Below are 21,066 nucleotides of genomic sequence, written 5' to 3' on the forward strand. Positions count from 1 at the left end.
CTTATGCCGCCTTCTTTTCTGCGTCGGCTTCAATCGGGAACGGGAAACCGAACAGACGGAGCAGCTCGCGCGCTTCGTCGTCGGTCTTCGCCGTCGTCGCGACGATCACGTCCATGCCGCGGATCTGATCGACCTGGTCGTAGCTGATTTCCGGGAAAATCAACTGCTCCTTGAGGCCGCAGGCATAGTTGCCGCGCCCGTCGAAGCTCTTGTCGCTCAGCCCACGGAAATCGCGGACGCGCGGCAGCGCGATCGTGATGAAGCGGTCGAGGAATTCGTACATGCGCTCGCGACGCAGCGTGACCTTCACGCCGATCGGCATGCCCTCACGCAGCTTGAACTGCGCGATCGACTTCTTCGCCTTGGTGACGACGGGCTTCTGGCCGGCGATCAGCTCCATTTCGGACGCCGCCTTGTCGACCTTCTTCTTGTCCTGCGTCGCCTCGCCAACGCCCATGTTCAGGACGATCTTGTCGATGCGCGGAACTTCCATCGCGTTCTTGTAGCCGAACTTGTCGGTCATCGCCTTGACGATCTTGTCGTCATACAGGCCCTTCAGCCGGGGCTTATAGGCATCAGCCACTGATCTTCTCCCCGGTCTTGACGGCGACGCGGACCTTCTTGCCGTCCTGGGTCTCGAAACGGACGCGCGTCGGCTTGCCGTCGGCGGTCACGTGCGCGACCTTGGAGACGTGCAGCGGCGCTTCGGCGCGCTTCAGGCCACCCTGCGGGTCGCCCTGGGTCGGCTTGGTGTGACGGACGTGGACGTTGATGCCCGAAACGACGACCTTGCCGTCCTTCGGGAATGCCTGCGTCACTTCGCCGGTGCGGCCCTTGTCCTTGCCGGACAGGACGATCACGCGGTCACCCTTCTTGATCTTTGCGGCGGCCATTACAGCACCTCCGGCGCGAGCGAGATGATCTTCATGTGCTTCTTGCCGCGCAGTTCGCGCACGACCGGGCCAAAGATACGGGTGCCGATCGGCTCCTCGTTCTTGTTGACCAGCACCGCGGCGTTGCCGTCGAAGCGGATCACCGAACCGTCGGCGCGGCGAATGTCCTTCGCCGTACGCACGATGACGGCACGATGCACGTCGCCCTTCTTCACGCGGCCACGGGGGGCGGCTTCCTTGACGCTGACGACGATGATGTCGCCGACGCTGGCAGTACGGCGCTTGGAACCCCCAAGCACCTTGATGCACATGACCCGCTTCGCGCCGCTGTTGTCAGCGACGTCGAGATTGGACTGCATCTGGATCATAGATCCGCTTCCTTCTCATATGGGGCCGATACCGACCGGACCCCGCCTAAAAGTGACGCTTACGCGTCGACGTCGACCCGTTCCGGCGTCGCATGGGTGTTCACCCGATCGATCACCTTCCAGGTCTTCAGCTTGGAGATCGGCGCGGTCTCTTCGATGCGCACCGTTTCACCCTGCTTGTACTCGTTCGCCTCGTCATGGGCGTGGTACTTCTTCGAGCGGCGGATGATCTTGCCGTAGAGCGCGTGCTTGACCTTGCGCTCCACGTTCACGACCACCGTCTTGTCGCCCTTGTCCGAGACGATCAGTCCCGTGAGCACGCGCTTCGGCATGTCTAAATCCTTACTTGGCGGCCGCGTCGCGCGAGCGAGCGGTCTGCAGCGTCTTGATACGGGCGATGTCACGGCGGACTTCGCGAACGCGGCTCGGCTTTTCGAGCTGGTTGGTCGCGGCCTGGAAGCGGAGGTTGAACGCCTCGCGCTTCAGGTTGCCGAGCTCCTCGACCAACTGGTCTTCGGACTTCGCCTTCAAATCGTCGATCCGTGCCATATTACACGACTCCCAGATGCGAGGTGTCGCCGAGACGGGCAACGACCTTAACCTTGATCGGCAGCTTCATCGCCGCGCGGCTGAACGCGACCGCGGCGATCTCGCCGGGCACACCATCCAGTTCGAACAGGATGCGGCCGGGCTTGACGCGCGCCGCCCAGAATTCCGGCGAACCCTTACCCGAGCCCATGCGGACTTCGGCGGGCTTGCCCGAGACCGGCACGTCCGGGAACACGCGGATCCACAAACGCCCCTGGCGCTTGATGTGGCGCGTGATCGCGCGGCGAGCCGCTTCGATCTGGCGGGCGGTGAGCCGGTCCGGCTCCATCGCCTTCAGGCCGTAAGACCCGAAGTTGAGCGTGGTGCCGCCCTTGGCGTCGCCGTGAATGCGGCCCTTGAAGGCCTTACGGAACTTGGTCTTTTTCGGTTGCAGCATGAGTCAGTCCTTAGCGGCGGTCGTCGCGCGCGGGGCGCACGCCGGAGGTCTGAGCCTCCATCATGATGCGCTCCTGCGCGAGCGGGTCATGGCCGAGGATCTCACCCTTGAAGATCCAGACCTTGACGCCGCAGACGCCATAGGCGGTGTGCGCCTGCGCTTCGGCATAATCGACGTTCGCGCGCAGCGTGTGAAGCGGCACCCGACCCTCGCGATACCATTCGGTCCGCGCGATTTCGGCGCCGCCGAGGCGGCCGCCGCAGTTGATCCGGATACCCTCGGCGCCGAGCCGCATCGCCGACTGCACCGCGCGCTTCATGGCGCGGCGGAACGCGATACGACGCTCGAGCTGATCGGCGATGCCCTGCGCGACGAGCTTCGAATCGACTTCCGGCTTGCGGATCTCGACGATGTTCAGCGACACGTCCGACGAGGTCATCGCGCCGAGCTTCTTGCGAAGCTTCTCGATGTCCGCGCCCTTCTTGCCGATGATGACGCCCGGACGCGCGGCATAGATCGACACGCGGCACAGCTTGGCCGGACGCTCGATCACCACCTTGGAGATCGCCGCCTGCGGCAGCGTCTTCATGATGTACTGGCGCATCTTGAGGTCTTCGAGGAGAAGACGGCCGTAGTCGGCGCCCTCCGCGTACCAACGGCTGTCCCAGGTGCGGTTGATCTGCAGACGCAGACCGATCGGGTTCGATTTCTGACCCATTATGCTTCTTCCTGCTCGCGCACGACGATGCGCAGACGGCTGAACGGCTTGAGGATGCGGGTCGACTTGCCGCGACCGCGCGTGGCGAACCGCTTCATCACGATCGACTTGCCAACCGAAGCCTCGGCGACGACGAGCGCGTCGACATCGAGGTTGTGGTTGTTCTCGGCGTTGGCGATGGCCGAGGCCAGCACCTTGCGCGCGTCGATGGCCATGCCCTTGGTCGAGAACTGCAGGATGTTCATCGCATCGCCGACCTTCTTGCCGCGAATGAGCGCGGCGACGAGGCCGAGCTTCTGCGCGGAACCACGGATCTGCGTGCCGACCGAGAGAGCTTCCTTCTCACCGACCTTGCGGGGGGATTTCGGCTTAGACATCAGCGCTTGCCCTTCTTGTCCGCGGCATGGCCGGGGAAATAGCGCGTCGGCGCGAACTCGCCGAGCTTCATGCCCACCATGTCCTCGTTGACGGAGACCGGCACGAACTTGCGGCCGTTATAGACGCTGAACGTGAGGCCGACGAACTGCGGCAGGATCGTCGAGCGACGCGACCAGGTCTTGATCGCACCACGCGCGTTGGTTTCCTGCGCGGTTTCTGCCTTCTTCAGCAGGTGAAGGTCCACGAACGGACCCTTCCAGACGGAACGAGCCATCGTTTAGCCCTTCTTCTTCGCGTGACGCGACCGGATGATCATCTTGTCGGTCGACTTGTTGTGACGGGTGCGCGCACCCTTGGTCGGCTTGCCCCACGGCGTGACCGGATGACGGCCACCCGAGGTCCGGCCTTCACCACCGCCGTGCGGATGGTCGACCGGGTTCTTCGCGACGCCGCGCGTCAGCGGGCGGATGCCCAGCCAGCGGTTGCGGCCGGCCTTGGCGAGGTTGGTGTTGCCGTTGTCGGGGTTCGACACCGCACCGATCGTGGCCATGCAGCCCGCGTGGATATAGCGCTGCTCGCCCGAGTTGAGGCGGATCATCACCATGCCCTTGTCGCGGCCGACGACCTGCACATAGGTGCCGGCCGAGCGCGCGAGCTGACCACCCTTGCCGGGCTTCATCTCGACATTGTGGACGATCGTGCCGACCGGGATCTGGCCGAGCTCCATCGCATTGCCGGGCTTCACGTCGGTCTTCTTGCCGGCGATCACCTTGTCGCCGACCGCGAGCCGCTGCGGCGCGATGATGTAAGCCTGGTTGACCTTGCCCGCGGCATCGGCGCCATAGTTGATGAGCGCGATGAACGCGGTGCGGTTGGGATCATATTCGATCCGCTCGACCGTGCCTTCGACATCCCACAGGCGACGCTTGAAATCGATGATCCGGTAGCGCTGCTTGTGGCCGCCGGCGATGCCGCGCGACGTGACATGGCCCTTGTTGTTGCGACCACCGGTCTTGCGCTTGCCTTCGGTCAGCGCCTTGACGGGGCCGCCCTTGTGCAGGCCGGAACGGTCGACCAGGATGAGACCACGGCGCGCCGGGCTCGTCGGGTTATAATGCTTCAATGCCATCGGATCAGATCCCCGTCGTCACGTCGATGGACTGGCCGTCCTTCAACGTCACGATCGCTTTCTTGACGTCCGAGCGCGTATAGTCCGCGCCCTTCCACTTCTTGGTCTTGCCCTTCTGGACAATGGTGTTCACGCCAGTGACGTTCACCCCGAACAGCGCCTCGACCGCAGCCTTGATCTCAGGCTTGGTGGCATCGTTCGCGACCTTGAACACGACGGCGTTGTGCTCGGAGAGCAGGGTCGCCTTTTCGGTGATGTGCGGCGCAACGATCACGTCATAGTGACGGATCGCAATATCGCCCTTCTGCTTCTTAGCCATTGAAGCGCGCCTCCAGCTTTTCAACGGCAGCGCGGGTGAGAACCAGCGTGTCGTGCTTCAGAATGTCATAGACGTTGGCGCCGGCGGCCGGCAGCACGTTGATCGTCGACAGGTTGCCCGCGGCGAGCGCGAACGTCGTCTCGACCGTGTCACCGTCGATGACCAGCGCCGTCTTGCCGGTGCCGAGCTTCGCCCAGTCGGCGATCAGCGTCTTGGTCTTGCCCTCGGCAACCGCGAGGCTGTCCAGAACGACCAGCGAGCCGGCCTTGGCGTGGCTGCTGAGCGCCATCTTGAGACCGAGCGCGCGGATCTTCTTGTTCAGCGACGGATTGAAGTCGCGGGTCCGCTGACCGTGCGCCTTACCACCGCCGATGAACACCGGAGCGCGGCGATCGCCGTGACGGGCGGTACCGCCACCCTTCTGGCGACCGAACTTCTTGCCCGAGCGCGCCACGTCGGCGCGCTCACGCGTGCCGCTGGCCGTCGCACGGCGCTTCTCGAGCTGCCAGGTGACGACGCGGTGAAGAATGTCACCACGCGGGTCGAGGCCGAAGACCTCGTCGTTGAGCTCGATATCGCTGTCCGCGGTACCGGCGAAGGATTGAAGCTTAACCTTCACGATCAGCCCTCCTGGCCGTCGGTGGCCGCTGCATCGTCCACCGTCTCGGCGGGCGTCTCTGCGGGCGCATCGTTGTTGTTCTGAGCGGCCTTGAGGCCGGCGGGGTACGGAGCGGCAGCCGGACGAGCGACCTTGACCGCGTCCTTGACGAGCAGCCAGCCGCCCTTCGAGCCGGGCACCGAGCCCTTGACGAAGATCAGGCCGCGCTCGACGTCGGTCGAGACGATCTCGAGGTTCTGCTGGGTGCGCTGCGCGTCACCCATGTGGCCGGCCATCTTCTTGTTCTTGAAGACCTTGCCCGGATCCTGGCGCTGACCGGTCGAACCGAGCGAGCGGTGCGAGACCGAGACACCGTGCGTCGCGCGCAGACCGCCGAAGCCCCAGCGCTTCATACCGCCCTGGAAGCCCTTGCCCTGCGTGTAGCCCTGAACGTCGACGATCTGGCCAGCGACATAGTGATCGGCCGAGATCTCGGCGCCGACTTCGAGGACGGCGTCCTCGGCGACACGGAATTCACGGACGATCGCCTTGGGCTCGACTTCGGACTTGCCGAAGTGGCCGCGCTGCGGCTTCGAAACGTTCTTTGCTTTGGCAACGCCAGCGCCCAACTGGACGGCGACATACCCATCACGATCGGCCTCGCGAACGGCCACGACCTGGAGATTGTCGAGCTGCAGAACCGTGACCGGCACGTGCCGACCATCGTCCTGGAACAGACGCGTCATCCCCATCTTCTTCGCGATCACGCCAGTGCGCATGATCTGATCCCTTTCCATAACAGAGGCACGCCACGGACGATTCCGCAGCGTGCGTGCTCAACCCGAAAACATTTATACTGCGTCGGCCCCGACCCGGGCTGGAGCTTCCTTGAGGCAGGAAGCCTGTCGGGGGACGCAGACCCGAGCAAGCCCGGCGGTATCCCTATCCGCCCCGGTTACAGGGTCGAATCTCTTGAAGCGGCGCGTTTACGCGAGCTTGATCTCGACGTCAACACCGGCCGCGAGGTCGAGCTTCATCAGCGCATCGACGGTCTGCGGGGTCGGCTGCACGATGTCGAGCAGGCGCTTGTAGGTGCGCGTCTCGAACTGCTCGCGCGACTTCTTGTCGATGTGCGGGCCACGGTTGACCGTGAACTTGTCGATGTGAGTCGGCAGAGGAATCGGGCCACGGATGAGTGCGCCGGTGCGGCGGGCGGTGTCGGCGATGTCGCCGGCAGCCTGATCGAGCACGCGATGATCGAACGCCTTAAGGCGAATGCGGATGTTGCTGTCCATGTACCCTACCAATGCGAAAGAGCGGGGTGACTTTCCTCCTGCTCCGTCATCCCAGCGAAAGCTGGGATCTTGTGCCACAGCCGCGAGGCCGGAGGCGAGAGACCCCAGCTTGCGCTGGGGTGACGAAGTGGACTGGGGCCACCGCTGATTGTTCAGTTCAAAACCGGAGGCGCGCCATTACAGGCGCCTCCTATAAAAAGCAACCGCCCGCGCCTCTTGTGAGACGCGGGCGGCAAACTTTTTTTAGAAGCGTCGGATTACTTCGAGATACCGCTGACGATACCCGAACCAACCGTACGACCACCCTCGCGGATCGTGAAGCGCTGGCCCACGTCCATAGCGATCGGGGCGATCAGCTTCACGCCGAGCGCGATGTTGTCGCCAGGCATGACCATCTCGGTGCCCTCGGGCAGCTCGACGGTGCCGGTCACGTCCGTCGTGCGGAAGTAGAACTGCGGACGATAGTTGGCAAAGAACGGCGTGTGGCGGCCGCCTTCGTCCTTCGACAGCACGTACACTTCCGACGAGAAGTCGGTGTGCGGCTTGATCGAGCCGGGCTTGCAGAGCACCTGGCCACGCTCGACCTCTTCACGGCCGACGCCGCGGATCAGCGCGCCGATGTTGTCGCCGGCCTGGCCCTGATCGAGCAGCTTGCGGAACATTTCGACGCCGGTGACCGTGGTCTTGCGGACCGACGGGTGGATGCCGACGATCTCGACTTCCTCGCCGACCTTGACGACGCCGGTCTCGACTCGGCCGGTGACGACCGTGCCGCGACCCGAGATCGAGAACACGTCTTCGATCGGCATCATGAACGGCTTGTCGAGCGGACGCTCGGGCTGCGGCAGATAGGTGTCGACCGCTTCCATCAGCTTCAGAACGGCTTCCTTGCCGATCTTGTCGTCCGAACCGTCGAGCGCCTTGACCGCCGAACCGGCGATGACGGGGATGTTGTCGCCGTCGAAATCATACGACGACAGCAGCTCGCGGATTTCCAGCTCGACGAGCTCGAGGATCTCGGCGTCATCGACCAGATCGACCTTGTTCATGAACACGACCATCGTCGGCACGCCGACCTGGCGGGCGAGCAGGATGTGCTCGCGGGTCTGCGGCATCGGGCCGTCGGTCGCCGAAACGACGAGGATCGCGCCGTCCATCTGCGCGGCGCCGGTGATCATGTTCTTCACATAGTCGGCGTGGCCCGGGCAATCGACGTGCGCATAGTGACGCGCGGTCGTCTCATACTCGACGTGCGCGGTCGAGATCGTGATGCCGCGCTCGCGCTCTTCCGGGGCCTTGTCGATGTTGGCATAGTCGACGAACGTCGCGCCGCCGGTCTCGGCCAGAACCTTCGTGATCGCTGCGGTCAGCGAGGTCTTGCCATGATCGACGTGACCGATGGTGCCGATGTTGAGATGCGGCTTAGTCCGCTCGAACTTTGCTTTAGCCATGATTCCCTACCTTAATTGATCGTTTCCGTGCCGGGATTGCCGCGCGAAAGCGGCCCCATAGCGGCTCAAAAAGAATTGCGCCAGCCCTGCGTGTCTTAATACGCAACGTCAAGCGCGTTGTGGATCGGCACGCGGCGCCGGGCGCCGCGTGCCGGCTCCGATCAGGCCAGCTTCGCCTTGACTTCGTCCGCCACGTTCTGCGGAACTTCGTCATAATGCGAGAACTGCATGCTGTACTGCGCGCGGCCCTGCGTGAACGAGCGCAGCGAGTTGACGTAGCCGAACATGTTGGCCAGCGGCACCATCGCCTCGACCGACTGCGCGTTGCCGCGCGTGTCGGTGCCCTGGATCTGGCCGCGGCGGCTGTTCATGTCGCCGATGACGTCGCCGAGATAATCCTCGGGAGTGACGACCTCGACCTTCATGATCGGCTCGAGCAGCTTGATGCCCGCCTTCTGTGCCGCTTCGCGCATCGCGGCGCGGCCGGTGATTTCGAACGCCAGCGCCGACGAGTCGACGTCATGGTACGCACCGTCATACAGCAGAATCTCGAAGTCGATGATCGGGAAGCCGACCAGCGAGCCCGTGGCCGCCGTCTCGCGGAAGCCCTTCTCGATCGCGGGGATATATTCCTTGGGAATGTTACCGCCCTTGATCTCGTCCTTGAAGATGATGCCCGAACCGCGCTCGCCCGGCGTCAGCTTCACCTTGACGCGACCGAACTGACCGGTGCCGCCCGACTGCTTCTTGTGCGTGTAGTCGATGTCGACCGGCTTCGCGAGATACTCGCGATACGCCACCTGCGGCGCGCCGACATTGGCCTCGACCTTGAACTCGCGCTTCATGCGATCGACGATGATCTCGAGATGGAGTTCGCCCATGCCCTTGATGATCGTCTGGCCGCTCTCGGCGTCAGACGACACGCGGAACGAGGGATCCTCGCGCGCGAGACGGTTGAGCGCGACGCCCATCTTCTCCTGGTCGGCCTTGGTCTTGGGCTCGACCGACAGCTCGATGACCGGCTCGGGGAATTCCATCCGCTCGAGGATGATCGGCGCCGACGGCGCGCAGAGCGTGTCGCCAGTCGTGGTGTCCTTGAGGCCGGCCAACGCGACGATGTCGCCCGCATAGGCCACCTGGATGTCCTCACGCTCGTTCGCATGCATCAGCAGCATACGACCGACCTTCTCCTTCTTGTCCTTCACCGTGTTGGTGACCTGCGAGGAGGTTTCGAGCTTGCCCGAGTAGATGCGCGCGAAAGTCAGCGTGCCGACGAACGGATCGTTCATCACCTTGAACGCGAGCGCCGCGAACGGCACGTTGTCGTCCGAAGCGCGCTCGTCCGGCGTCTCGCCGTCGAGCTTGACGCCCTTGATCGCCGGAACGTCGAGCGGACTCGGCAGATAATCGACCACCGCGTCGAGCAGCGGCTGCACGCCCTTGTTCTTGAACGCCGAGCCGCAGACGACCGGAACGAACGTCATGTTGAGCGTGCCCTTGCGGATCAGCTTCTTGAGCGTCGCGACGTCGGGCATTTCGCCTTCGAGATACGCCTCCATCGCCGCGTCGTCCTGCTCGACGACCAGTTCGATCAACGCCTCACGCGCCGCAGCGGCCTTGTCGGCCAGCTCGGCGGGGATGTCCTGATATTCGAACTTCGCGCCCAGGCTCTCCTCGAGCCAGATGATCGCGCGGTTGTTGACGAGATCGACCAGGCCCTTGAAATCGCCTTCCATGCCGATCGGCAAGTAGAGAACGGCCGGCTTTGCGCCGAGGCGCTCGATGATCGAGTTGACGCAGAAGTCGAAATTCGCGCCGGTGCGGTCGAGCTTGTTGATGAAGCACATCCGCGGCACGCCGTACTTGTCGGCCTGGCGCCACACCGTCTCGGACTGCGGCTCGACACCGGCAACGCCGTCGAAGCACGCGACCGCGCCGTCGAGCACGCGCAGCGAACGCTCGACCTCGATCGTGAAGTCAACGTGGCCCGGCGTGTCGATGATGTTGATGAGGTGCTCGTCGCCCTTGCCGTCCTCGGCGCGCCACTTGCAGGTGGTCGCAGCGGACGTGATCGTGATGCCGCGCTCCTGCTCCTGAACCATCCAGTCCATCGTCGCGGTGCCTTCGTGCACTTCGCCGATCTTGTAGGACTTGCCGGTGTAGTAAAGGATGCGCTCGGTCGTCGTCGTCTTGCCGGCGTCGATATGCGCCATGATGCCGATGTTGCGATAGCGTTCGAGCGGATGGCTGCGGGCCATGATGCGTCACTCCTGGGTGCCTGGGCGGCGATGAATTGGTAGGCGTTCTTTGCGCAACCCCCGTTCGGGCTGAGCGAAGTCGAAGCCCAAGCCTCGAACCGCGCCTCGTGCCCTTCGACTACGCTCAGGGCGAACGGATGTTGGGGTGAGGGGAACGAATCCCCTCACCTCATATAGTCATTACCAGCGATAATGCGAGAAGGCGCGGTTGGCCTCGGCCATGCGGTGCGTGTCTTCGCGCTTCTTCACCGCGTTGCCGCGATTGTTCGACGCGTCGAGCAGCTCGCCCGAGAGACGCGCCGACATGGTGTTCTCGCTGCGCGAGCGCGCCGCCGAGATCAGCCAGCGGATCGCCAGCGCCTGCGCACGCTCGGGACGAACCTCGACCGGCACCTGGTAGGTCGCGCCGCCGACGCGGCGGCTGCGGACCTCGATGCCCGGCTTCACGTTCGCCAGCGCGTCGTGGAACACGCCGAGCGGATCCTTCTTCGCACGCTGCTCGACGGTGGCGAGCGCGGTATAGACGATGCCTTCGGCGACGGACTTCTTGCCGTCGAGCATCACGCTGTTCATGAACTTGGAGAGAACCTCGTCCCCATACTGGGGATCGGGCAGGATGACCCGCTTTTCGGGCCGACGACGACGTGCCATTTCAAATTCCTTATCTGTGCTTCAGCCGGTCCGGAACCTGTCCGGGGCTTACTCTGGCGGATTACTTCGGACGCTTGGCGCCGTACTTCGAACGCGACTGCTTGCGGTCCTTGACGCCCTGCGTATCGAGCACGCCACGCAGAACGTGGTAGCGCACGCCGGGAAGATCGCGAACGCGGCCGCCGCGGATCAGCACCACCGAGTGCTCCTGCAGGTTGTGGCCCTCGCCCGGGATGTAGCTGATGACTTCGCGGCTGTTGGTCAGGCGGACCTTGGCTACCTTGCGCAGCGCCGAGTTCGGCTTCTTCGGGGTCGTCGTGTAGACGCGGGTGCAAACGCCACGCTTCTGCGGATTGGCTTCCATCGCAGGAACCTTGGACTTGGCCTTCTGCGGATCGCGGCCCTTGCGGACCAACTGATTGATCGTCGGCATGAATCTCTTCACCTTGAGAGTTGGTTACTTTGCTGGAGCCATGACGCCCCCCCGGAACAATTTGGGGAATACAAAAGGGCCTTCGGGAATCGTGCGATTCCCCCTGGCCCTGAATGCATCCAGCAATGTTCAAGCACCCACATGAAAACGTCAGTCCTCATGCGAGCAGCGGCGCCTATACAGGGGGAGTCGAAAACCGTCAATGCCGGCGCGTCGCCCCGGCACAGGCCGGGGCCGCTGGATGGCTTGGCAGGCCGATTTCCTCCTAAACACAGCGGCCCCGCCTGCGCCGGGGCGACGGTGGCTTTGACGGCACCCGACAAATTCCTCTAGCGAGCGCGCGATGAATGCCCCCCTGCCCATCCGTGTCGCCGCGCTCTACCGATTCGCCCGCTTCGACGATCCCGCCACGCTGCGCGCGCGCCTGCACGATCTCTGCGCCGGGCTCGGCATCAAGGGCACCTTGCTGCTCGCGCGCGAAGGGATCAATGGTACGATCGCCGGCGGCGACGCCGCGATCGAGACGGTCGTCACGGCGATCCGCGCGTTGCCCGGCTGCGCGGGAGCCGAGATCAAATATGCGCATGCCACCGAGATGCCGTTCCACCGGCTCAAGGTGCGCCTCAAGCGCGAGATCGTGACGATGGGCGAACCCGAGATCGATCCGCTTGAGGATGTCGGTACCTATGTCGCGCCCGCCGACTGGAACGCGCTGATCGCGCGTCCTGACACGGTGGTGATCGACACGCGCAACGCTTACGAGGTGCGCGTCGGCAGCTTCGAAGGCGCGATCGACCCCGGTACCGACACGTTCAGCGACTTCCCCCGCTGGTTCCGCGAACACCAAACCGACCTCGCCGGCAAGACGATCGCGATGTTCTGCACCGGCGGCATCCGCTGCGAGAAGGCGACCGCGTTCGTGAAGGCGCAGGGGTTCGATTCGGTGTTCCACCTGCATGGCGGCATTCTCAAATATCTCGAAGAGGTGCCCGCCGAGGAAAGCCGCTGGCAGGGCGAATGCTTCGTGTTCGACGAGCGAGTCGCGGTCGGCCACGGTCTTTCGCCCGGCAGCCATGCGCTGTGCCGCGCGTGCCGGATGCCGGTCAGCCCGGAAGATCTCGCCTCACCGCTTTACGAGGAAGGGGTGAGTTGCCCCGCCTGCCATGGCACGCGTGACGCGGAAAAGCGCGCACGGCTTGCCGAACGGCACCGCCAGGTGAAACTCGCCGAGTCGCGCGGCGAGGCCCATGTCGGCGCTGCTCCAAAGTTCGACCCGCGTTCTTAAGGCATCGGTAGAGCCATAGCCGTCGCCCCGGCGCAGGCCAGGGCCGCTATGCGCAGGGCGTCCGGCCCGCCAAGCTATCCAGCGGCCCCGGCCTGCGCCGGGGCGACGGGCATCAGTACGCCCGACCCACGATCACCCGCTCGACCGCAGCATCACCGGTGAACACGCACACGCCATCGGCGGGCGCCGCATCGGCGGGAACGTTGCGCAGCGTCAGCTTGAGCGCTTTGAGACGCTCGACCACCTTTTCCAGCGCCGCGCCGGTCGGCTTGGACCATTGCACTTCGAGGAAGCCCGGGTTCTTGACGCCTTCCGCGAAGAACGCCTCGACGCCGGCGAAGTCGGTCACGTCGCGGACGATATTGGCGTCGAGCCGCGCCTTGGCGTCGGCGTAGAGCACCTGCTGGATCTCGGCCAGCATCGCCGCCGCGTCGCGCACGAAATCGCCCTTCGCCACCACCGCGCTGTCGAGCTTGCCATCCTCGCGGTACAGCCGGTCGCGACGGATCACCGAGACGTTGCCGCCCGCCACGTCGCGCCCGCCGACCTCGATCACGATCGGCGCGCCCTTCTTGACCCAGCCCCAGCGCTTGGTCGCGGCCTTGACCGCCTTGAGATCGAGCAGCGCGCGCACCGGTTCGCCGAGCGCGGTCAGCGCGCCGAGTTCGGCACGGAGCGCCTTGCAATAGTCGACGATCGCCGCATCCTCGGGCTGGTCGCGCAGCATCGGCACGATCACGATCTGCCACGGTGCCACGCGCGGCGGCACGCGAAGGCCGTCGTCGTCACCGTGGACCATGATGAGCCCGCCGATCATCCGCGTCGAAACGCCCCAGCTCGTCGTGTGCGCCAGCTCGACCTGACCTTCCGCATTCTGGAAGGTGATGTTCTGCGCCTTGGAGAAATTGGTGCCGAGGAAATGCGAGGTGCCCGCCTGGAGCGCCTTGCCGTCCTGCATCATCGCCTCGATCGAATAGGTCGCGACCGCGCCGGGGAAGCGCTCGTTCTCGGGCTTCTCGCCGGCGATCACCGGCAGCGCGACGCAGTCCTCGGCGAACTCACGGTACACTTCGAGCATCCGCAAGGTTTCCTCGCGCGCCTCGGCTTCGCTGGCGTGCGCGGTATGGCCTTCCTGCCAGAGGAACTCGGCGGTGCGCAGGAACATACGCGTGCGCATCTCCCACCGAACGACGTTCGCCCATTGGTTGATGAGCACCGGCAGATCACGCCACGATTGCACCCAGCGCGCGAAGGCGGTGCCGATCACCGTTTCCGAGGTCGGCCGCACGACCAGCGGCTCCTCCAGCCTGGCGGCGGGATCGGGCACGAGTCCGCCCTTGCCGTCCGCGATCAGCCGGTGGTGCGTGACGACCGCCATTTCCTTGGCGAAGCCATCGACATGCTCGGCCTCCTTCTCGAAGTAGGAGAGCGGGATGAACAGCGGGAAATAGCAATTCTCGTGGCCGGTCGCCTTGATGCGGTCATCGAGCAGCCGCTGCATCCGCTCCCAGATGCCGTACCCCCACGGCCGGATCACCATGCAGCCGCGCACCCCCGATTCCTCGGCCATGTCGGCCTCGGTGATGACGGTCTGATACCAGGCGGCGAAATCGGCTTCGCGCGAGACGGGAAGGGCGTGCTTGATCATGGTGCGCGCCGATAGCGCTTGGCCGCGCCCGCGTCACCCCCTGCGAGATCCGCTCCCGTTCCGGCGCGATCGACCGATTGGCGGAGAGCCGTCGCCCGTCACGGCTGGGCCTGTGGTGACATCATCGCCGGCATCGGCATCATGTTGGCGTTGAGGTTCGACATGATCCACAGCGAGCCGGCGACCACGAGGAAGACGATCAGCACGCCGAACGCGAGCGCCAGCAGGTTGTTGGTGTTGTCGGGGCCGCTGGTGATATGCAGGAAGAACACCAGATGAATGCCCATCTGCGCGATCGCGAGCACGCACAGCCCGATCGGCACGCCCGGCCCCCACAGCATATGCGTCCTTACCGCCCAGAATGAGATCGCCGTCAGCCCGAGCGCGAGCACGAGCCCGAGGGTATAGGTGGCGACCTGGACGAGCACCGAGGCTTGATGGCTGCCGGGCGTCCGATCGTCCTCACGCTGATGATCTCGATCGCTCATCACCGAACTCCAAACAGATAGACGATCGTGAACAGCGCGACCCAAATGATATCGAGCGCATGCCAGAACAGGCTGAAGCACATCAGCCGGCGCGCGATGTTGGGCTTGAAACCGCGTGTCCAGACCTGCGCCATCATCGTACCGAGCCACAGCAGTCCGGCGGTGACGTGAAGCCCGTGGCAGCCGACCAAAGTGAAGAAACCGGACAGGAACGCGGAGCGCTGCGGCCCGGCGCCGCGACCGATGAGATCGATGAACTCGCGCAGTTCGAGCGCGAGGAACACGGCGCCCAGGAGGCCCGTCGCAAGCAGGAAGACCTGCGTCCATACAGCGCTCCGCCGCTCCGCCGCGATCGTCGCCAGCCCGCAGGTGAAGCTGGAGAACAACAGGCACACCGTCTCGACCCACGCATTGTCGATATCGAACAACTGCCGCGCGGTGGGTCCGCCGTCGGTCGCACCTTCGATCACCGCATAGGTCGCGAAGATCGCCGAGAACATGACGATGTCGGACAGCAGGAAGATCCAGAAGCCGAAGCCGACCACGGTGCGCTTGTCGGCCGGCCCGCCGGCGCCATGGCCGGTGACGCGGTCGCCGCCCCCTCCGCCGGCGCCGCGACCGATCCGATGGGGGTCGTTGGTGGGCGGTCGCGTGTCTCGCCATTCGGTCGTCGCGGTCATGCGGCCCTCCGGGCGGCGAGAAGCTGTTCACGGGAACGGCGGCGCTCGCGGTCGATCGCGGCGACCTTGTCCGCCGGGATCACATATTCCTCCTCCTCCCGCCAGGCGAAGACGACGAATACCGCGTAGGCGCCGACCAACCCGAGAATCACCAACCACCAGATGTGCCAGATCAGCGCGAACCCGGTGACGGTCGCGAAGAACGCGGTGACGAAGCCGGTTGCAGTGTTTCGGGGCATCTCGATCGGTTCATATTCGGGTTCGTCGGCGAGCCGCTGGTCCTCGATCGCGCTCTGCTTGACGCCCCAATACGCCTCCTCCCCCTGAACGTCGGGCAGAACCGCGAAATTGAACGGCGGCGGCGGCGAGGTGGTCGACCATTCGAGGCTGCGGCCGTCCCATGGATCGCCGGAAAGGTCGCGGTTCCGATCGCGCTGGCGGATCGAGACGACGAGCTGGAGCGCCTGACAGCCGATCCCGGCGAGGATGATGAGCGCGCCGACGAAGGCGGCGATCATCAATGGCTGCCAGTTCATGTCGTCATAATGCTGCATCCGCCGGGTCGCCCCCATCAGACCCAGCGCGTAGAGCGGCATGAAGGCGATGTAGAAGCCGGTCAGCCAGCACCAGAACGCCGCGCGGCCGAGCCCGTCGTGGAGCTTGAAGCCGAACGCCTTGGGGAACCAATAGGTATAGCCGGCGAACGCCCCGAACAGCACACCGCCGATGATGACGTTGTGGAAATGCGCGACCAGGAACAGCGAATTGTGCAGCATGAAATCGGCCGGCGGCACCGCCAGCAGCACGCCGGTCATCCCGCCGATCACGAACGTCACCATGAAGCCGACCGACCATAGCATCGGCACTTCGAAGCGCACCCGCCCGCCGTACATGGTGAACAGCCAGTTGAAGATCTTCACGCCGGTCGGGACCGCGATAATCATCGTCATCACGCCGAAAAAGCCGTTGACGTCGGCGCCGGCGCCCATCGTGAAGAAATGGTGCAGCCAGACCAGGAACGACAGCACGCAGATGCACATCGTCGCCAGCACCATCGAGCGATAGCCGAACAGCGCCTTGCTGGAGAAGGTCGAAATCACCTCCGAGAAGACGCCGAACACCGGCAGCACCAGAATATACACCTCGGGGTGGCCCCACGCCCAGATCAGGTTGATGTACATCATGGCGTTACCGCCGCCATCGTTGGTGAAGAAATGGAAGCCGAGATACCGGTCGAGCGTGAGCATCGCGAGCGTGGCGGTCAGGATCGGAAAGGCCGCGACGATCAGCAGGTTCGAGGCGAGCGCGGTCCAGCAGAACATCGGCATGCGCGTGTAGGTCATCCCCGGCGCGCGCATCTTGAGGATGGTCGTCACCAGATTGATGCCGGACAGCAAGGTGCCGACCCCGGCGATCTGGAGCGACCAGAGATAATAGTCGACGCCCACGCCGGCGGAGAATCGCAGTTCGGACAGCGGTGGATACGCCAGCCAGCCGGTGCGCGCGAACTCACCGATCACGAGGCTCATGTTGGTGAGAAGCACCCCGCTCGCGGTCAGCCAGAAACTGACCGAATTGAGCGTCGGGAACGCGACGTCGCGCACGCCGAGTTGCAGCGGCACGACGAAGTTCATCAGCCCGACGACGAAGGGCATCGCCGTGAAGAAGATCATGATCGTGCCGTGGGCGGAGAATATCTGGTCGTAATGGCCGGGCGGCAGATAGCCTTGTGATGTGCCCGCCGCGATCGCGAGGTGCGAGCGCATCATGATCGCATCGGAAAAGCCCCGCAGCAGCATGACCAGCGCGAGCATGCAGTACATCACGCCGATCCGCTTGTGATCGACCGAGGTGATCCACTCGCGCCACAGATACGGCCACCAGCCCTTGAGCGTGATGAGCCCGAGCACCGCCGCGAGGACGAGCACGACGACGCAGCCCGTGACCAGCGGGATCGGCTCGCCGAACGGTATCGCGCTCCAGTTTAGCTTGCCGAGCATCGGTCAGACCTTCTTGCCGGGAATGGACGCGGTTGTATCGACTGTATCGGCGCTGGGCGGCGCCGACTTCTGCCCGACGATGGCATCGAACAGGCCGGGGGCGACCGCGCCGTAGGTGAACGGCGCCAGCCCCTGGCTCGGTTCGCGCAGCGCCGCATAGGAGGCCGCGTCGAGTACCGGAGCCCCGCCTTTCGCCTGCGCCGCCCACCGCGCGAACTGCGCGTCCGGAACGGCATCGACGGTGAAGCGCATGCGCGAAAAGCCATCGCCGCTGAACTGCGCCGACAGGCCCTGATAGCTGCCGGGACGATCGGCCTGGAGATGCAGTCGGGTGGTCATCCCCGCCATCGTATAGATCTGGCCGCCAAGCTGCGGCACGAAGAAGCTGTTCATCACCGTGGCCGAGGTCAGTTGGAAACTGATCGGCGTACCGCTCGGCACGACGAGGCGGTTGACGCTGGCGATGCCGAGATCGGGGTAGATGAACAGCCATTTCCAGTCGAGCGACACGACCTGAACGGTGATCGGCTCGGTCTTGGAAACCAGCGGCTTGGGCGGATCGAGATCGTGGCTGCCGACCCAGCCGATACCGCCGAGCAACAGCACGACCATCGCCGGGATCGACCATGTCACCAGTTCGATCCGACCCGAGTAGGACCAGCTCGGACGGTAGCGCGCGCGCGTGTTGGAGGCGCGGAACCACCATGCCACCGCCAGCGTCCCGATGATCGTCGGGATCACGATCGCGAGCATGATCGCGAGCGAGTTGAGCAGGATCAGCTTCTCGGCGGCACTCACCGGGCCCCGCGGATCGAGCACACCGCCCGCACAGCCGGGCAGCATCAGCAAGATACAGAGCGGCATCGCTGTCGCCGCGCGCGATCGGCTGGGCCGTTCTCGTATCATGATCGCGTCCCCCGGTTCTTGATATTGCTTAAAGTGGCTGAACGAAGGAGCCTTCGCTTTGTTACATCGAAGATGCGAAGCGCGGGGCGGCTAGAAACCTCCGTATGATAGCCAGCGGGGTTTCGATCGGCGAAGAGCTTGGGGAAACAGGCCCGACGTCCGTATCCCACGCTGAAAGACTCCTTATGCCGCCTCCATCCACCATCGGCGTGGTCGACGACGATCCCGCGATACGCGGGAGCATCGACAGCTTCATCCGCTCCATCGGCATGGCGACGATGGCGTTCGAAAGCGCCGAAGGCCTGCTCACCTCGGGCATGGAGGGCGAACTCGCGTGCATCGTCACCGACATCCACATGCCCGGTCTTTCCGGTCTCGACCTTCAGCGCGAGATGAAGCGACGCGGATGGCCGCACCCGATGATCCTGATGACCGCCTTCCCCACGCCCGAAGCGCGCGAGCAAGCGATGCGCGCCGGCGCGATCGCGTTTCTCACCAAACCGATCGACCCGGATCACCTGCTTGACGCGATCGAGAGCATTACCGGAAGAGACCGGCCGCACCATTGAGCGTCGCTTGAAAGTAGCGGGGCCGAATGATCCCCGCCGTCCCGGACGCCCAAGCGAGCGACTAAACCAAAGGGTGATTCAGTCCGGCAGCGGCGGCCGGTAAATGACCCGTGTCGGTCGGTATGCCGATCCGGTCGGGCACGAGTTCGACCTCGGCGGGTCCGGTACGACCGTTGGCATCATCATCCCCGGGGCGCTCCGCGTGAGCCCGCGCCGGTTTCGAAAGGAACGACAATGGGCAGGACGGCAGCGGATTACATGGCGGAGACGCTCTCCGCGGCAGGCGTCAAGCGGATCTACGGCGTGGTGGGGGATTCGCTCAACGGCTTCACCGATTCGTTGCGCCGCCTGCGGACGATCGACTGGGTGCATGTCCGCAACGAGGAGGGCGCCGCTTTCTCGGCGGCGGCGGAAGCGCAACTCACCGGCGAGCTCGCCGTGTGCGCCGGCAGTTGCGGGCCGGGTAACCTTCACCTCATCAACGGGCTGTTCGACGCGCATCGCAGCGGCGCGCCGGTGCTGGCGATCGCCGCGCACATTCCGAGCACCGAGATCGGCATCGACTATTTCCAGGAGACGCATCCGCAAATCCTGTTCCGGGAATGCAGCCACTACGTCGAGCTGGTGAGCCGTGCGGACCAACTGCCGCAAGTGCTGTTGCGCGCGATGCGCGTCGCGGTGGCCAAGCGCGGCGTGGCGGTCGTGGTGCTTCCGGGCGATGTCGCGCTCCAGAAGCTCGACAAGCCGGTCCCCGGGCTGGTCGTCCCCAATCTGCCCGTCGTTCGGCCCGCCGAGGCGGACGTTCGGGCGCTCGCCGCGAATCTCAATGCCGGCGAGCGCGTGACGCTGTTCTGCGGCGCCGGCTGCGCGGGCGCGCACGATCAGGTCGTCGCGCTCGCCCGCAAGCTGCAGGCGCCGATCGTCCATACGCTGCGCGGCAAGGAATTCGTCGAGTACGACAATCCTTATGATGTCGGGATGACCGGCCTGATCGGCTTCGCCTCGGGCTATCACGCGATGAAGGCGTGCGACACGCTGCTGCTGCTCGGCACCGACTTCCCGTACCGGCAATTCTACCCGGAGGATGCGCGCATCCTCCAGATCGATCTTCGCCCCGAGGCGCTCGGCAACCGCGCGCCGGTCGATGTGGGCGTGCTCGGCACGGTCAAGGACACGCTCGACGCGCTACTGCCGCTCATCGCCGAGAAAAAGGATTCTACGCATCTCGACCGCGCGGTGAACGACTATCAGGAGGCGCGCGCCGCACTCGACGCGCTGGCGGAAAGCGGCCCGCATAGCCGGCAGATCCATCCGCAATATCTGTCCCGCGTGGTCAGCGAACTCGCGTCGGACGATGCGATCTTCACCTGCGACGTCGGCACGCCGGTGGCGTGGGCCGCCCGCTACCTGAAGATGAACGGTAAGCGTCGGCTGATCGGCTCGTTCAACCACGGTTCGATGGCCAACGCCATGCCGCACGCGATCGGCGCGCAGGCCGCCCATCCGGGCCGGCAGGTCATCTCCTTCTCGGGCGACGGCGGGTTCACGATGATGATGGGCGAGTTCGTCACGCTCCTCCAGACCGGACTGCCGGTGAAGATCGTAGTGCTCAACAATGGCACGCTCGGCTTCGTCGAGCTGGAGATGAAGGCGTCGGGTTTCCTCGACACCAACGTCGATCTCAAGAACCCCGATTTCGCCGCGATGGCGGAAGCCATGGGCATCAAGGGCATTCGTGTCGAGACGCCGCAGGACTTGCCGGACGCGGTTCGGGCGATGCTCGCGCATGATGGACCGGTGCTGCTCGATGTCGTCAGCGCGCGGCAGGAATTGGTGATGCCGCCGACCGTGACGCTGGACGAGATCCACAAGTTCGGGCTCTTTACACTGAAGGCGGTGCTCGATGGGCGCGCCGGCGAACTGATCGATCTTGCCCGGACCAGCCTGCAACGCTGATCGCCAAACCTTCCCCCTTGCCGAGGCACGTCGCGAACGTGCCGCTCCGCGCCGCGCG

General features: G+C 64.7%; 26 protein-coding genes. 3 read left to right on the forward strand and 23 right to left on the reverse strand.

All coding sequences use genetic code 11. The annotated features are described in order from the left end of the window. Position 1: 1 nt before the first annotated feature. From rplE to rpsL, 18 genes are all read right to left on the reverse strand, one after another. Positions 2 to 583 (reverse strand): 50S ribosomal protein L5, encoded by a 582-nt coding sequence (rplE, locus tag PX554_RS00610; RefSeq protein ID WP_093226341.1) that lies wholly within the window; start codon positions 581 to 583, stop codon positions 2 to 4. Next, positions 576 to 893, reverse strand: coding sequence for a 50S ribosomal protein L24 (rplX, locus tag PX554_RS00615; protein WP_093226342.1), 318 nt, complete (start codon positions 891 to 893; stop codon positions 576 to 578). Before rplX ends, rplE begins: the two co-directional genes overlap by 8 nt. Beyond that, positions 893 to 1,261 (reverse strand): 50S ribosomal protein L14, encoded by a 369-nt coding sequence (gene rplN / locus PX554_RS00620; protein WP_093226344.1) that lies wholly within the window; start codon positions 1,259 to 1,261, stop codon positions 893 to 895. The genes rplX and rplN overlap by 1 nt, the downstream gene beginning before the upstream one ends. A 59-nt stretch (positions 1,262 to 1,320) precedes the next feature. Further along, positions 1,321 to 1,593, reverse strand: coding sequence for a 30S ribosomal protein S17 (rpsQ, locus tag PX554_RS00625; RefSeq protein WP_093226345.1), 273 nt, complete (start codon positions 1,591 to 1,593; stop codon positions 1,321 to 1,323). A gap of 10 nt (positions 1,594 to 1,603) precedes the next feature. Then, positions 1,604 to 1,810 (reverse strand): 50S ribosomal protein L29, encoded by a 207-nt coding sequence (rpmC, locus tag PX554_RS00630; protein WP_093226347.1) that lies wholly within the window; start codon positions 1,808 to 1,810, stop codon positions 1,604 to 1,606. Between the two features lies 1 nt (position 1,811). Beyond that, positions 1,812 to 2,246 carry a 50S ribosomal protein L16 gene (gene rplP / locus PX554_RS00635; RefSeq protein ID WP_093226348.1) on the reverse strand — a complete coding sequence of 145 codons (435 nt, stop codon included), beginning with the start codon at positions 2,244 to 2,246 and terminating at the stop codon, positions 1,812 to 1,814. Positions 2,247 to 2,256: 10 nt separating this feature from the next. Then, entirely contained in the window at positions 2,257 to 2,964 is a 708-nt protein-coding gene (gene rpsC, locus PX554_RS00640) for a 30S ribosomal protein S3 (protein ID WP_093226349.1), read from the reverse strand. Then, positions 2,964 to 3,341 carry a 50S ribosomal protein L22 gene (gene rplV, locus PX554_RS00645; protein WP_093226350.1) on the reverse strand — a complete coding sequence of 126 codons (378 nt, stop codon included), beginning with the start codon at positions 3,339 to 3,341 and terminating at the stop codon, positions 2,964 to 2,966. Before rplV ends, rpsC begins: the two co-directional genes overlap by 1 nt. Further along, positions 3,341 to 3,616, reverse strand: a complete 276-nt coding sequence (rpsS, locus tag PX554_RS00650) for a 30S ribosomal protein S19 (RefSeq protein WP_010164582.1) — start codon at positions 3,614 to 3,616, stop codon at positions 3,341 to 3,343. The genes rplV and rpsS overlap by 1 nt, the downstream gene beginning before the upstream one ends. A gap of 3 nt (positions 3,617 to 3,619) precedes the next feature. Beyond that, the gene (gene rplB, locus PX554_RS00655; RefSeq protein WP_093226352.1) at positions 3,620 to 4,471 is read right to left on the reverse strand and encodes a 50S ribosomal protein L2; all 852 of its coding nucleotides are present in this window, start codon (positions 4,469 to 4,471) and stop codon (positions 3,620 to 3,622) included. Positions 4,472 to 4,475: 4 nt separating this feature from the next. Beyond that, positions 4,476 to 4,790, reverse strand: coding sequence for a 50S ribosomal protein L23 (locus tag PX554_RS00660; RefSeq protein WP_093226353.1), 315 nt, complete (start codon positions 4,788 to 4,790; stop codon positions 4,476 to 4,478). Beyond that, positions 4,783 to 5,409: a 50S ribosomal protein L4 gene (rplD, locus tag PX554_RS00665; RefSeq protein ID WP_093226354.1), complete on the reverse strand. Its 627-nt coding sequence runs from the start codon at positions 5,407 to 5,409 to the stop codon at positions 4,783 to 4,785. Before rplD ends, PX554_RS00660 begins: the two co-directional genes overlap by 8 nt. A gap of 2 nt (positions 5,410 to 5,411) precedes the next feature. After that, positions 5,412 to 6,167: a 50S ribosomal protein L3 gene (gene rplC, locus PX554_RS00670; protein ID WP_093226401.1), complete on the reverse strand. Its 756-nt coding sequence runs from the start codon at positions 6,165 to 6,167 to the stop codon at positions 5,412 to 5,414. Positions 6,168 to 6,374: 207 nt separating this feature from the next. Then, positions 6,375 to 6,683 carry a 30S ribosomal protein S10 gene (gene rpsJ, locus PX554_RS00675; protein WP_069206811.1) on the reverse strand — a complete coding sequence of 103 codons (309 nt, stop codon included), beginning with the start codon at positions 6,681 to 6,683 and terminating at the stop codon, positions 6,375 to 6,377. Positions 6,684 to 6,940: 257 nt separating this feature from the next. Next, positions 6,941 to 8,134: an elongation factor Tu gene (gene tuf / locus PX554_RS00680; RefSeq protein WP_093226356.1), complete on the reverse strand. Its 1,194-nt coding sequence runs from the start codon at positions 8,132 to 8,134 to the stop codon at positions 6,941 to 6,943. Positions 8,135 to 8,295: 161 nt separating this feature from the next. Beyond that, complete coding sequence (gene fusA, locus PX554_RS00685; protein ID WP_093226357.1) at positions 8,296 to 10,392, reverse strand: elongation factor G; 2,097 nt, start codon at positions 10,390 to 10,392, stop codon at positions 8,296 to 8,298. 180 nt (positions 10,393 to 10,572) lie between these two features. After that, positions 10,573 to 11,043, reverse strand: coding sequence for a 30S ribosomal protein S7 (gene rpsG, locus PX554_RS00690; RefSeq protein WP_275498087.1), 471 nt, complete (start codon positions 11,041 to 11,043; stop codon positions 10,573 to 10,575). A gap of 61 nt (positions 11,044 to 11,104) precedes the next feature. Beyond that, positions 11,105 to 11,476 carry a 30S ribosomal protein S12 gene (gene rpsL, locus PX554_RS00695; protein ID WP_093226361.1) on the reverse strand — a complete coding sequence of 124 codons (372 nt, stop codon included), beginning with the start codon at positions 11,474 to 11,476 and terminating at the stop codon, positions 11,105 to 11,107. 343 nt (positions 11,477 to 11,819) lie between these two features. Between rpsL and trhO the strand changes: the two genes are divergently transcribed. Further along, positions 11,820 to 12,761, forward strand: coding sequence for an oxygen-dependent tRNA uridine(34) hydroxylase TrhO (gene trhO, locus PX554_RS00700; protein ID WP_275498091.1), 942 nt, complete (start codon positions 11,820 to 11,822; stop codon positions 12,759 to 12,761). A gap of 112 nt (positions 12,762 to 12,873) precedes the next feature. Here the strand turns inward: trhO and PX554_RS00705 are convergent, their stop codons facing one another. The 5 genes from PX554_RS00705 to cyoA form a co-directional block, all read right to left on the reverse strand. After that, positions 12,874 to 14,409 carry an aminoacyl--tRNA ligase-related protein gene (locus tag PX554_RS00705; protein WP_275498092.1) on the reverse strand — a complete coding sequence of 512 codons (1,536 nt, stop codon included), beginning with the start codon at positions 14,407 to 14,409 and terminating at the stop codon, positions 12,874 to 12,876. Between the two features lie 98 nt (positions 14,410 to 14,507). Then, positions 14,508 to 14,897, reverse strand: a complete 390-nt coding sequence (cyoD, locus tag PX554_RS00710) for a cytochrome o ubiquinol oxidase subunit IV (protein WP_093226366.1) — start codon at positions 14,895 to 14,897, stop codon at positions 14,508 to 14,510. Beyond that, positions 14,897 to 15,577, reverse strand: coding sequence for a cytochrome o ubiquinol oxidase subunit III (cyoC, locus tag PX554_RS00715; protein WP_275498094.1), 681 nt, complete (start codon positions 15,575 to 15,577; stop codon positions 14,897 to 14,899). The genes cyoD and cyoC overlap by 1 nt, the downstream gene beginning before the upstream one ends. Beyond that, a complete protein-coding gene (cyoB, locus tag PX554_RS00720) occupies positions 15,574 to 17,577 on the reverse strand; it encodes a cytochrome o ubiquinol oxidase subunit I (RefSeq protein WP_275498096.1) in 2,004 nt (667 codons plus the stop codon). Before cyoB ends, cyoC begins: the two co-directional genes overlap by 4 nt. 3 nt (positions 17,578 to 17,580) lie before the next feature. Beyond that, positions 17,581 to 18,441 carry a ubiquinol oxidase subunit II gene (gene cyoA, locus PX554_RS00725; RefSeq protein WP_275498097.1) on the reverse strand — a complete coding sequence of 287 codons (861 nt, stop codon included), beginning with the start codon at positions 18,439 to 18,441 and terminating at the stop codon, positions 17,581 to 17,583. Positions 18,442 to 18,668: 227 nt separating this feature from the next. Between cyoA and PX554_RS00730 the strand changes: the two genes are divergently transcribed. Both PX554_RS00730 and poxB read left to right on the forward strand, forming a co-directional pair. After that, a complete protein-coding gene (locus PX554_RS00730; RefSeq protein ID WP_275498100.1) occupies positions 18,669 to 19,052 on the forward strand; it encodes a response regulator transcription factor in 384 nt (127 codons plus the stop codon). Between the two features lie 234 nt (positions 19,053 to 19,286). Next, positions 19,287 to 21,008 carry a ubiquinone-dependent pyruvate dehydrogenase gene (poxB, locus tag PX554_RS00735; RefSeq protein ID WP_275498102.1) on the forward strand — a complete coding sequence of 574 codons (1,722 nt, stop codon included), beginning with the start codon at positions 19,287 to 19,289 and terminating at the stop codon, positions 21,006 to 21,008. Positions 21,009 to 21,066 lie beyond the last annotated feature (58 nt).

The sequence above is a fragment of the Sphingomonas pollutisoli genome (assembly GCF_029167165.1).
GTDB lineage: Bacteria > Pseudomonadota > Alphaproteobacteria > Sphingomonadales > Sphingomonadaceae > Sphingomonas > Sphingomonas pollutisoli.